This is a genomic window from Rhizobium sp. SAFR-030, from assembly GCF_059415005.1.
Window position 1 is genome coordinate 1,100,641 of the sequence record NZ_JBPFDO010000001.1, and the last position, 11,024, is coordinate 1,111,664.

At 53.2% G+C, this 11,024-nt stretch carries 14 protein-coding genes and 1 tRNA gene; 4 read left to right on the forward strand and 11 right to left on the reverse strand.

Annotated features, from left to right (window positions below):
- Positions 1-40: 40 nt before the first annotated feature.
- Positions 41-238, reverse strand: a complete 198-nt coding sequence (locus ACR65N_RS05670; protein WP_440456076.1) for a hypothetical protein — start codon at positions 236-238, stop codon at positions 41-43.
- Between the two features lie 159 nt (positions 239-397).
- Here ACR65N_RS05670 and ACR65N_RS05675 point away from each other — a divergent pair.
- Positions 398-472 (forward strand) — tRNA-Thr (locus ACR65N_RS05675).
- Between the two features lie 409 nt (positions 473-881).
- A complete protein-coding gene (locus ACR65N_RS05680) occupies positions 882-1,781 on the forward strand; it encodes a tyrosine-type recombinase/integrase (RefSeq protein WP_440456077.1) in 900 nt (299 codons plus the stop codon).
- A gap of 35 nt (positions 1,782-1,816) precedes the next feature.
- Here ACR65N_RS05680 and ACR65N_RS05685 read toward each other — a convergent pair whose 3' ends face one another.
- The 6 genes from ACR65N_RS05685 to ACR65N_RS05710 are packed head-to-tail and all read right to left on the reverse strand — an operon-like array spanning position 1,817 to position 4,408.
- Positions 1,817-2,137, reverse strand: coding sequence for a hypothetical protein (locus ACR65N_RS05685; RefSeq protein WP_440456078.1), 321 nt, complete (start codon positions 2,135-2,137; stop codon positions 1,817-1,819).
- Entirely contained in the window at positions 2,124-2,576 is a 453-nt protein-coding gene (locus ACR65N_RS05690) for a hypothetical protein (RefSeq protein WP_440456079.1), read from the reverse strand. Before ACR65N_RS05690 ends, ACR65N_RS05685 begins: the two co-directional genes overlap by 14 nt.
- A complete protein-coding gene (locus ACR65N_RS05695) occupies positions 2,576-2,896 on the reverse strand; it encodes a hypothetical protein (RefSeq protein ID WP_440456080.1) in 321 nt (106 codons plus the stop codon). Before ACR65N_RS05695 ends, ACR65N_RS05690 begins: the two co-directional genes overlap by 1 nt.
- The gene (locus ACR65N_RS05700; protein WP_440456081.1) at positions 2,878-3,312 is read right to left on the reverse strand and encodes a hypothetical protein; all 435 of its coding nucleotides are present in this window, start codon (positions 3,310-3,312) and stop codon (positions 2,878-2,880) included. Before ACR65N_RS05700 ends, ACR65N_RS05695 begins: the two co-directional genes overlap by 19 nt.
- Positions 3,309-3,632 carry a ubiquitination-like system serine protease family protein gene (locus tag ACR65N_RS05705; protein WP_440456082.1) on the reverse strand — a complete coding sequence of 108 codons (324 nt, stop codon included), beginning with the start codon at positions 3,630-3,632 and terminating at the stop codon, positions 3,309-3,311. Before ACR65N_RS05705 ends, ACR65N_RS05700 begins: the two co-directional genes overlap by 4 nt.
- On the reverse strand, positions 3,629-4,408 hold the full coding sequence (locus tag ACR65N_RS05710) for a lysozyme (protein WP_440456083.1): 780 nt from the start codon (positions 4,406-4,408) through the stop codon (positions 3,629-3,631). The genes ACR65N_RS05705 and ACR65N_RS05710 overlap by 4 nt, the downstream gene beginning before the upstream one ends.
- A gap of 115 nt (positions 4,409-4,523) precedes the next feature.
- Between ACR65N_RS05710 and ACR65N_RS05715 the strand changes: the two genes are divergently transcribed.
- Both ACR65N_RS05715 and ACR65N_RS05720 read left to right on the forward strand, forming a co-directional pair.
- Positions 4,524-4,685, forward strand: coding sequence for a hypothetical protein (locus ACR65N_RS05715; RefSeq protein ID WP_440456084.1), 162 nt, complete (start codon positions 4,524-4,526; stop codon positions 4,683-4,685).
- Positions 4,686-4,837: 152 nt separating this feature from the next.
- Entirely contained in the window at positions 4,838-5,068 is a 231-nt protein-coding gene (locus ACR65N_RS05720) for a hypothetical protein (RefSeq protein WP_440456085.1), read from the forward strand.
- A gap of 180 nt (positions 5,069-5,248) precedes the next feature.
- Here the strand turns inward: ACR65N_RS05720 and ACR65N_RS05725 are convergent, their stop codons facing one another.
- The 4 genes from ACR65N_RS05725 to ACR65N_RS05740 all read right to left on the reverse strand — a co-directional run bounded on the left by ACR65N_RS05725 (position 5,249) and on the right by ACR65N_RS05740 (position 10,856).
- A complete protein-coding gene (locus tag ACR65N_RS05725; RefSeq protein WP_440456086.1) occupies positions 5,249-7,912 on the reverse strand; it encodes a glycosyltransferase family 39 protein in 2,664 nt (887 codons plus the stop codon).
- 314 nt (positions 7,913-8,226) lie between these two features.
- Positions 8,227-9,357 carry an FkbM family methyltransferase gene (locus ACR65N_RS05730; protein ID WP_440456087.1) on the reverse strand — a complete coding sequence of 377 codons (1,131 nt, stop codon included), beginning with the start codon at positions 9,355-9,357 and terminating at the stop codon, positions 8,227-8,229.
- Entirely contained in the window at positions 9,354-10,028 is a 675-nt protein-coding gene (locus ACR65N_RS05735; protein WP_440456088.1) for an HAD family hydrolase, read from the reverse strand. Before ACR65N_RS05735 ends, ACR65N_RS05730 begins: the two co-directional genes overlap by 4 nt.
- A 318-nt stretch (positions 10,029-10,346) precedes the next feature.
- The gene (locus tag ACR65N_RS05740) at positions 10,347-10,856 is read right to left on the reverse strand and encodes a hypothetical protein (protein ID WP_440456089.1); all 510 of its coding nucleotides are present in this window, start codon (positions 10,854-10,856) and stop codon (positions 10,347-10,349) included.
- Positions 10,857-11,024: the final 168 nt, after the last annotated feature.

The following is an 11,024-nucleotide window of genomic DNA, read 5'->3' on the forward strand; positions in this document are numbered from 1 at the left end:
CTTCAATTCGATTGCACCCGCCCGGGCGCCCGGATGGCCATCAAGCGGGCGATTCGTCCGTTTTTGCGGCAGGCAGGCCGTCCGTCATGTCGGCATCGCCGGCGCGGCGGGCGCGCGCCTGGCTTTTGCGGCGCATGAGGTTCTCGCGCAGCTTTTCGGCGGCACGCGCATTGCGACGGTCCGCTTCGCTTTGCAGACGGGCCTTGCGCGCCGCTTTCTGGTCGTTCGATTCGTCCATGACAGTCATTCCACTTGCATAACCGAAACCGTGACAAAGCCAAAGAGCGGCGTCAAATCCGAGCTTTCGGCAAAGAAGTGGAATTTGCGGCTTGCACTCCCCGATCAGCTATGGCAATAGGCCGCTCACCCGCAGCGCTGACACGAAAACGGCGCCGATGCTGCTATAGCTCAGGGGTAGAGCACTCCCTTGGTAAGGGAGAGGCCGAGAGTTCAAATCTCTCTAGCAGCACCATTTTCCTCTCAAGATATCAAGACATTAAGCCGACCATCTCGGCTAGTTACGGTGCGTGAAAGTACGCAAGTGCACAGAACAAACCGTGATATGCGCGCAGAATGCGTGCAAAATCCGTGCAGTGAGTTCGCGACTTGTTCTCTGGCCATCGGCTGATCTTCGGCTTTAACCACCCCTTATCACCAAATCATTGATTTGATTACGAGCGGTTACCGCGTTCCCCACAGGGCGCCTGATCTCAAGCGGTTCTGGAGCTGCGAATGGGTCACCCCGCCAAGTTAACCATCAATACAACTTCTGGAGAAACGGGCTTCACGAGTATTCAACCGAAGCCTAAGTTTGGTCAGACCCACGACAGCCGGCAAGCCGTCGATGGGTCCTAACCGGCCCAACACCCAAGGAGTGTCAGATGGCTTTCGAGATGGTAGCGAGCAATCGTTACGGCATCAATAACGATGCTGCACGCATTATCCCTCAATCAGCGCGGATCTTCGCTGAAGCAGTCGCCAGCTACGTGAACAGCGGCGGATGCAACCGATACTGGGACAAGATACTTCCTCACATCGGCAACCGACTGCTAACCGAGATCGTCCCCTACGACGTCAGAGAACTCGCTGAGCATATTTTCCCGACCCAATCGAACGGCACTCGCAATCGGTGCTGTGTCGGCCCTATCAGAGCGGTAATGCGGCATGCCTACGATCGCGGATGGGGACCGCTCATGGTCTACAAGTCTTTTCGTGAAGAGCCGGCCAAAAGAAAGAAGGCGGCAACGCAAATATGGCTTCACGCCTTCCTGCGCCAGGCTGATTCCGGCGATGGGCGTCACGCCCACATCGGCTCGCTGGTCATGTTCATGTTCCAGACCGGGGCTCGGATATCCGAGGCCTTGAACTTGCGCTGGCGAAACGTCGACTTCATGAGCCGGACGGCTTTGCTGGAGAAGACCAAGACGGAAAAGAACTCCACCCGCTTCCTAACCAGTCAGATGGCCAACCGCCTTATGAGCCAAGGTATCAGCAAACACCCCGACGAGCGAGTTTTCCGGATTGCCGATCGACATTGGGCGAACGACTGCATCAGGACCATCTGCTCGCTTGCGCAGATCGACTACAAGCCAAGCCATACCTGCGGCCGGCATGCCTTTGCCAACAATTCGCTGAACCTCGGCGCCGATATCAAGAGCACCATGGATGCAGGCGGCTGGAAATCCGTGACGATCTTTCTGGGCATTTACGTGCACTCGCGCAATGCCGGGCGATCCGTAGCGGAGAAGATGGACGTCTATCAGTACGAGAGCGCCATCTAAAGCAAAAAAGGCCCGGTTTGATCCGGGCCTTCGATTCATCTGCGGGAGATCTCTCGGTAGATGCGTAGCTCTTCCCGAAGGTGATCAAGTTCCTGAGCCAGCGCGCCATCTACCCTGATCTTTTCCTTGGCTTGATCGACCATCTCCTCCAGCACATCTACAAGCCGGGTCGCCTGCTCTGTCATCTTGTTGAGCGCTGTCGGGTCGACGATAACAGCTGCGACCTGAGCACTTGCTTGCGAAGGTGCGGCCCGCTGCCCGGACATCAGTCCAAGGTATCGCACCGCGAATATGACTGCCAGACCGAGCCCGATCGAAATCAGGACGGGAAGAGGCAGCTTATCAAGTCCGTCCATTCCTAGCTTCCCCCTGGTCATGCGCTGCCCGATTTATATTCACCAGCTCGCCAACAGCGAACAGTGGGTAGATGGCCAGCCACGTCGAGATGACGCCAGAGGATGCGTATCCATACGAAATCAGGCACCAAATGAAGAAGCCGACACCGGCCGAGAACTGCCGGATGACGGGAGTGACGTCCTTTCGGGCGCCGTTGACGATCAGTCCGCCAATTCTCAGAAAGCCGAGCATCATCATCACATAGCCCAGGAAGAGGCTATCTCCGAAGATGTCGCGAAAACCTGCCCAGGCGGGCTGATTAAAAATGTCATCGCTGTAAATGAGGACGAAACCCCACAAGGCTGTGTGTCCCGCGAGAAACCACTCGGTCATGCGAGGGCCAAAGCGATGTTGCATCCTGATCCAAATGCCTGGACCGATGTAGGAGCCGTTTTCCATCAAGGCGCCCCGCTGACTACTGAGGCGTTGCGGCGGTTAAGGTCATCGCCCCAGGCCCGGCAGTCGTCGGCTTGATCATCGCGATTTTTAGCCGCGACCTCCCACCGAAATTTGAAGATCACCCACGGCTCGTCACGAAGCTTCACTTTCTCCATGTGATCGGTGCACGCGGCAGGGAGGACGATCGGCGGAGGCTTCGCTGCACTTTGACCACCGACCGTTGCTGCGGCCTGAAGCCTCACTCTTGCAGCGTCATCCGTCGACTGGCAAGAAACTAGCGCGCAGGCCAAGGCCGGCGCGATCAGAATTTTGGCGTCCATGACCTATCCTTTTCGTTGGGTCGAGAAAGCTCTTCATCCTGCTCAGCCAGCACGCGGAGGCGCTCGACCTCTTCATCGGATTGAGCCTTTGCCTTGAGCGCGATGGAAGCTCTGTTATCCGCCGCCGCGGCTGCATCGTCCGCCATGCGCCGCAGGCTTCTTTCTCGCTCAAGTGTTGAACGAAGCGCCTCCACCTCGGTCGAAGAGGTCAGCTGTTCAACGCGGGCGTCGCAGGTAACCTTTTGCTGACTGATCGCAGCGTCGACCGCATCCTGGAGGCGACCGTTGTAGATCTGGCCAAACAGCGGAAGGCTGATGCCCTGATACATGACGACCAGGAAGACGGACGAGACGATCATGCCAGCCAGGATGGCGGCTGGGATTTTGATCAGGTCTGATAGCTGCGCGAACATCATGCCCTCTCGAAGTCTGGGAGATCGACGGTTTGGCCGGCAAGTTCATGGGTACAGTCACCAAGAAATTGAATGCGGCCCCCCGTAACGAAGGAATGGCAGATGGCGGGCGGGGCACCGCTGATGCCCGCGTCTCGACCGTTGTAGGTGACCAGTACGGACGGCGTGAAAGTCGGGAGTTCAGGATCGCCATTGTATCCCCACCGGGGGCCAGCGCCATCGCCGACCATGACCTGGTGCGCGCCGTTACAACCTGGACACCAGTATATCAATCCACCGTCTACCGACGATCGGAGTTTGCTTGAAAGTGCCGCCATGATCATAGGCCCGCAAGGCAGAGAGCCTTCTCAGCCTTGCGGCGTTCGAAGAGGCCACGCATGACCCGGCCGCCGCCCTTGTCGAACCAGGTGATAGCCTCGCACCCGCCTGCGATATCGCCAGCGTTCAGACGCCGAACGGCCGTGCTCTTGCCGATCGTCGGCACGCCAGCGTTCCAAGCAAGCGACGTATAGGCGGTATCCCGCGTCGCCGGCAGACGGTTGCTGATCGTGTCGGAAGTGAAATAACCATGGAGCTGCAGGCGGTACCTTGCGACCAGCACCCGCATATATCGGAGGCAATCGTCCATCTTCATGGCGGGCATGCCGATGTAGACTTTGATCCCCGACGCCGTAGTCAGCCCGCCGCAGATTGTCGCGACGCCGACGCCATCGAGATAGGCATTCAGTCGAATACCCTCGCGCTGGATGATAAAGGGTACGGCCATATCAAGAACCTGAGCCTCGGTAGGCGGAGGCGCCTTGTTCTCGGCTGCATCAGCATGGGAGGTGAATAGGAAACCCATACCAATGATAAGGATGATCACGCAGGCGATCCGCACCCACTCGGCCCAGACAGAGTCGGTTTGCTGCCAGAGCCGTCCGAATAGACCGGCTACACCGAAACCCACTCCGACCTTGAACGCGATGTACGGATTATAATCGTGGCCTGTGAAATAGTACCAGACTTCAGGGCCGATCAGAGCGAGCAGACCAAAAGCCTGCATCCAGAAAGACAAAGAGAGAGCGACAACACGCCGCCAGTTCGCAACGAGGTTCATTTTTATTCCTAACTTTGGAGGTTGGACAGCGGACGGCGTGTGCCGATCGTCATCACTTGACTCTCCATCAACTGAGAACGAAATAAGAACGATGAAACATCGAAGGGGCATAGACTTGGCCAGGAACGACCGCGACGGCATCTTCTACGAAGGTCCGATCATGGACCCTGTCCATACGACCTTCGACGACATCCCCGAATGGAATGCCCTCGGCATCCATTGCCCGAAATGCGAGCGCGAGGCATGGGTCGATCGATGGGAACTGCAGCGCAAATGAGGCAAGGGCGCCTACCTTGGCTCGCTGACCTCGCGGCTACGCTGCAGGAGCTGCGGCAACAAGGATAGCAATCGCTGGATTGTGGGGCGCCTGCCCCGATGACCTGGGCGAAGAAATACAGCTGGTCTCGATCATAGCCCGACGACAAAGATATGAACGGAAAGCCGGTCGAAGACTACGTCGCCCACGACGGCGACCAGTACGCCGGCCGCATCTACCTCGATCACCAGACGCTGAAGAAAGGTCAGTGGCGCTGGTGCGGTGCCTACCCGAAAGGAAGCCGGCACTATATCGCGCCTAACAATGGATGGGCGCCGTCCGCGGCCGACGCGGCAGGGATCGTCGAAGAGTATTGGGACCAAATGAAGGAACGAGTAAGATGATCATCAACGTTGGAGATACTGTCCGGACGATCAGCATCCGATCCCCATGCATGCTGGTCATCAAGAAGCATATGCATAACTAGGACGTCGAGTACGCGGAGTTGCTCTGGTTCGACGTGAATGCTCGTCAAATCACCCTCGATACCGTTTTGTAGAGCCGGTCCCTTATCAGGACTAGCCCTAACGACACTCATCACAAGGGTTCGTTACCAACCGAAAGACCTGCACATTAACGCCGTCAATCATATTTTCGGTGACCAAAGCGATCTTCTCCTGTCGCCAAAGCTCATCAATATATTGCAGTATCTTACGATGAACCCCAGGCTCTCCGTGATTGAACGCTTTCTCGTGACCATCGAATACTGCGACGGGCAACCGAGCAACCACTATTGCTTCTGGTGGATCGGTGATCAATTCTCCCAAAAGAACGTCCCCTTCTTTTTGGCTCATAAAATCGAACCACGGTACTGGTGATCGTCCAAAAAATGTCCGATCTGCCAAAAGCGCAAAAATGGGTATGTTTGGGAAGCTCAAAACCTTCGCGGATCTATCAGTCGATGACGACACTGCAGCCACTGTGTTGGCGATTCCCTTGGCACTGCCTTCATCAATGCACAAACCCTCAAGCTTGCCGGAAAGAGGCGAACACGTACTTGTGCCAATCTCCCCGGTACTAAAACCCCACCACGTGTAAGGATTTGAAAACTTGGCAGAAATAAACGAGCCGCTTCCACTTACAGCTAAGAGCATTACGAATGTCGGGATTATTGCAGATCGAGAAGTTATCGACATTCCAGCAGCTATTAATATACCGATCCCCAAGAATGCACTCATTTCCGATAGTGCTGCAGAAGTTCCATTGCCAGCCATGAGCAGGAGGCCGAAACAACCAACTATCAGCAAGGCAAGCAATCGCTCATTCTTGCGTATCGAAAGCCTTACTAAAGCAACTAGAATTGCGACACAGTAAACATTGACTGCAATAATGACAAAAAGAAATGTTAGATTATATTTATTCGGGATCGAAATAATGGGCAAATTGAAGGATAACTGTAAGGAATAATGCAATTTTTGGCCAAATACTGTAGCTACGAGAAGAAAAAATCCCACCACTGCCGCTAACGCTCTTGGGTTCCAGCGCAAAGGTTGAGCAGAGCTATCGCCTAAAAACGAGTGGACGAATACTTTCTCAGGTGATTTTGACTGCGAATTTGCTGCGACAAACGCCGACTTTGTGGCCGCGACGAAAACCGTGATCAAAAAAGCAACGACAACGGTCTTTACAACCATTTCTGCGGCGGCCAAGTTTGCGCCAGCAAAATCTGGGTCGCCAAAAAACCGCCAAATCCAACCGGAAGCAATCGCGGAACTACCTTTGGCGGACGCTGCATTAAAAATAGTCTGCTCAAGAAACGCAAACAAGGATCCGTTTTGCGCAAGCCACGTCAAAACAACTGAAAGCGGCAGGAGCGCGCCAAGAAAAAACATAGCAAGGTGCGAGATCAACGACCGCCTCGCCACAAAAAATATCGTGGTAAAGACGATCAAAGTCATCCCTATACTGACAACACCTCCATTAGATTGCTTAGTAAGCGTCGCGAGCGAGAAGAAAAAGCCGGATAAAAAAAGTGAAAAAGGGTTGCATGAACGGCTATATCTGATCACCGCTAAACAGCCTGCTAACAAGAAAAACGACACGATTTGAGTAAAGTCATAGTCAATAAACGCGGGTCCCGACTCATAGAAAATAACAGCAACTGCTGCTGCAAAAGCCGATGCCCACCTGTCAAAAATAGACCTCAACAAGTCGAAAGTAATGGCTGCGAATGCCGCCATTAAGACGATCCCTAGAAGTCTATAACCCCAGAAACCGTCTCCAAAAATTTTGTCCAATGCAAGTAAAGTTAAGGGGAATACTGGCGTCAGCAACAAGTTCACATCTTTGTAGAGAATCTGCCCGCGCTTTATTGCATCCGCATAAACATTGAACCAACCCTCTGTAATTGGAAAATAAACAAACGCGTAGGAAGCGGTATAAACAGCGGTTATACCAGCGGCGATCAACGCTAGAATCCAGAGCGGAAATGTTGAAGGGACAGACGGCAAACGCAGGCTAGGCCCTCTCACCATAGCCGCTTCGATCGACAACCGAATTGCTGCGGCCACTAAAGCTCTTTTCTTCCCAGTCACCCAAATTAGCGGCAGTAGCAGAACTGCCAATAGTGCCAATGCGACAAGAACTGCCCGGCGAGGAGATAAGGTATTTTTTACTTCGAGCTGAAAGTTTTCGATGTCTCCTTGCCAACGTCTTGCTTGGACGTGCCCGTCACCTACTCTAAAATTTTCTCCTGGAACACGAATTGCTGAATCGACGATCGACTGCCATGGATGGTCGCCGAACTTTGCCGATACGTGACTGCGATCAAGACCTTCAATTTGAAGATGGTACTTCCTCCCGAATTCCACTTGGCCAAGAGGTAGCGTGAAGTTTTGGCTCTTACCCTTTCCAGCCATAATCATGAGTGTTCTGTCGGCAAGTTCGACTCTTATCCCCTCATTTCCATCGTCAGTTTGCATGATGTTCGGGTAAAAACCCTCGCGCACCGCGACAAAATCGAGACTTGCATGAAAATAAACGCTCCGACCTATGACCTTTAAATTTCCAATTGAAGCCGGCGGATTACCATCAGCTACTTCAAGAGCAAAATTTCCAGTCGGATAGCTATTTAAATTCCTAATAGCGATCAGTACCTGAGAATAAAAAACTAAAAATATGACGAATATTGAGATTGTAGCAACAGATACGCCCACCTGTATTCGGGGATTAACGAAAGTATAGTTCAAAATCCTGATCCCGATTTAATTCTTAGCTTTGGGAAATCTTCTGTCGAATGCCGCTGTCAACACTGCGCTACGGCGCGACTACACTCGACAGTAGCCCAGTCTGCCCCGACACGATTAGAAGCCCTAGAGCAGCGGTCACAACTAGAAAACCTATACCAGTTATAGCTTGAAGCATCAGGATACCCTCAAAAGTTAGACAGCGATCAGTCCATAGTGGCAAAACGTCCGCGTGAGCAAATCACATAATTAGGCTATATGTGAACTCACGAAATGCTGGACGGTCGGTCGAGGAGACGAAAGCCCTAGGACATACTTCATGCTCCTAATTTAGCTGATGGCACGGCATAAAGCACGCTCTCAAATGAGTTGTACATGTGCTGGATGATATGAAGTGAATGGTTTGGGAGAATTCTCTTGAGCAGTATTGGCAGATCAGCCAAGTCACCGACTTTATGGTATAGCGATATTGCAACAACAGGTTGGCTTCGTTGCAAAATTTCTGTTGCACCCTCAATCGCAGCGGCTTCAGCGCCTTCGATGTCGAGCTTTAGGAAATCGATCGTTCGGTTCGGAAATAAGCTGTCCAGTGCCGCCGTGACTATCGTCTGGCCCCCGCTGTCGGAAATGGCAGAACTTTCGCCTGTGCCACCGCCAAATGACAGAGTTTTGTAACCGTCAGACAATGCGATTGGCAGGCAGTGAGTTATTCCAGAAGCGCTTTGCCGAGTATTGTGAACGAGGAGCGAATAATTTGCCGGATCCGGCTCAAACAGAAAAGCTTCACTTACGTTGCTTGCTTTTGCTAAGTCGCGGTGTGAATCGCCGTCAAAGGCTCCGCCGTCAACGTAAACGATACCCTTTTCCTTGCGGAGAAAAGGGGCAGTCAGTCTGTTGAAATACTGCACATCCTCATCTCGGAAACTACCATAAGCAGGGTCCGTTCCGAGCCTGAATTTCAAGATCCGCGTGAACCTGTCGCGGCTCTGCTCGTCTTCGAAGAGATCAAAGGCCGTTTGGAGTTTTGGCAGGATGCTGATTATCTCATCTCTCGTTGACATCCAGTATTTCCATCCGAGCTCGGCTTGAAGCTGGGGATAAAACTCAGGCGGAATGAAAATGTTTTTGTATCCGGCCGCTTCTGCGAGGCTCACTAGATCGGGAAAGGCAGTCTCTCTATTGAATATGCCGATGGCGACTTGGACCGCGGTTCTGTCCAATGAAGCTTCCGTGAGGCTACGTACTGGACGGTCGAGCAAAGTTTCAATGTCCGGCTTCGTCTGTAAAAAGCCCGCGACATCAAATCCTTTCGAGATCAAGGCGCTAAACATTCCTTTGGCAAAGCCACCAGCGCCAAATATCCACACGGGCAAATTGGGATCGAGAAGTCTAGGATCCCGAATGTCATCTGTAATGTAAGCGATCTCAGAGGTATTTTTATTTCTCATGCTCGTTTTGCCCTGTTTGTATCATTGAGTACGATGCCGACCAACTCTTCCAAATGACTGATGGTTTTGAAGACAGGGGCGTCATCGATCGTATCGTCATAACCGCCGGCGAAATAGATGAAAGGGATTCCTGCATTTTTGGCCGCTCTCTGGTCAATCACGCTGTCTCCTACGAAATAGGGCATATCAGCAGATGTCCCGCATTTTGAAAGCGCAAGATCAACGGGACGTCTGTCAGGCTTACTAATACCGGCTGTATCGCCCCCAACCACGCCGTCAAACAGATGGAATATACCAGTCTCATTGAGGACCTTGAGGCACAACCGCTCTGGCTTGTTGCTGCATATCGCAAGACTGCAGCCAAGGTCGTCTTTGAGCCTCGTTAGCGTCTCTCGAGCTGAAGGGTACAGGCTGTCACGTGGTGTCGGCATTGACGCATACGTCTCGCGAAACCGCTGGAGACTGGATGCCGCCACTGAAGGATCAATCTCAAGTGCTCTGCTGACGAGTGGGATTCCTCCCTGACTGCTCAATTCGCGGTAAAAATGCAGTGGAAGATTATTCATTTCTCTTTCATTGCGCATGCCGTTTAAAATCGTCGCAATCACTGGAGCGCTGTCAATGATGGTGCCGTCCAAATCAAATATTATCGAAAAATTCTTGCCTTCCACTTGCCCCTCCCACGCAGGATGTATGACAGCCCGCCAGTCTCAATAACGCAATGCCCGGAAAGACTAAGCATAGTTGAACACACAAATTCAATCGGTAATTGTCATTACACTCTCGTGTTCGCATCTCGGATGGGTTTGAAACCGCGTCACCATCACAGTCGATACGATATCCTGGTCCGTCGTGATGGAGGTCGGCATGAGGAAGTCTCGCGGCTTTGGGCTACCGCGAGGATGCCTGAGCGGAAGCACGATGCCGAATGGTAAGACTGGCTATGGTCCCCCCAATCGATGTTAGGGTGATGCTGAGGGCTCGTGCCTTCAGCTTCCGCTTAGCACCCGCAGGCTATGCAGCCGGACTTTGGTGTTGGGGACGTTTGACGCATCGACGGGCCAGAAACCGTTGGATGTCAGCGAACTGTTGAGCGATGTTCCCATGGCGAGGTTGACGGCCACCGAGGCCCGCTTGAACGTGGCGATCTGAAAATCCTTGGCGAACATCAGCTTGCCATTGAGATAATACCACGCTCGGCTGTTGCTGTAGATCATCTGGATCTTGGCGCGGATGGAGCCGCCGAGATTGTTGCCTGGCAGCGGCGAGCGGGTAAGCCCGTATGCGCCGTATACGAGGGGAGACGGCGCGGACGGCTGATAATCTCCAGCGGTGGCGAGACCCCAATAATTGTATTGCTCGAGCATATCCAGCTCGCCGCCATCGCCGCCGAGATTGTTGCCTGGGACATCAACCGGGAGAACATCGAATGTGTTGTTGGTCACCAGCCAGAAGGCCGGCCAGGCCGCAAGACACTCGACGCCCGGAAGATCAAGCACAGCCTCGAGCGCCAGATATGTGCCGTCATGGGCATTGTTGAGACCGGGGCATATACCCCACTTGCTCCAGATCTGCGCGCTGAAGACGGCATGTTGATTTCCACTGAGAGCTGACCCGGCTCAGCCTGATATTTCCATTGAGAATTGACCCATGTTTCAACCGTCCCT

Bases quoted from the DNA above. Each gene is read 5' to 3' on its own strand.
- ACR65N_RS05705 (WP_440456082.1), bottom strand. From the start codon at position 3,632: ATGATCATGGCGGCACTTTCAAGCAAACTCCGATCGTCGGTAGACGGT.
- ACR65N_RS05670 (WP_440456076.1), bottom strand. From the start codon at position 238: ATGGACGAATCGAACGACCAGAAAGCGGCGCGCAAGGCCCGTCTGCAA.
- ACR65N_RS05690 (WP_440456079.1), bottom strand. From the start codon at position 2,576: ATGGAAAACGGCTCCTACATCGGTCCAGGCATTTGGATCAGGATGCAA.
- ACR65N_RS05685 (WP_440456078.1), bottom strand. From the start codon at position 2,137: ATGGACGGACTTGATAAGCTGCCTCTTCCCGTCCTGATTTCGATCGGG.
- ACR65N_RS05680 (WP_440456077.1), top strand. From the start codon at position 882: ATGGCTTTCGAGATGGTAGCGAGCAATCGTTACGGCATCAATAACGAT.
- ACR65N_RS05710 (WP_440456083.1), bottom strand. From the start codon at position 4,408: ATGAACCTCGTTGCGAACTGGCGGCGTGTTGTCGCTCTCTCTTTGTCT.
- ACR65N_RS05695 (WP_440456080.1), bottom strand. From the start codon at position 2,896: ATGGACGCCAAAATTCTGATCGCGCCGGCCTTGGCCTGCGCGCTAGTT.
- ACR65N_RS05720 (WP_440456085.1), top strand. From the start codon at position 4,838: ATGAACGGAAAGCCGGTCGAAGACTACGTCGCCCACGACGGCGACCAG.
- ACR65N_RS05730 (WP_440456087.1), bottom strand. From the start codon at position 9,357: ATGAGAAATAAAAATACCTCTGAGATCGCTTACATTACAGATGACATT.
- ACR65N_RS05700 (WP_440456081.1), bottom strand. From the start codon at position 3,312: ATGATGTTCGCGCAGCTATCAGACCTGATCAAAATCCCAGCCGCCATC.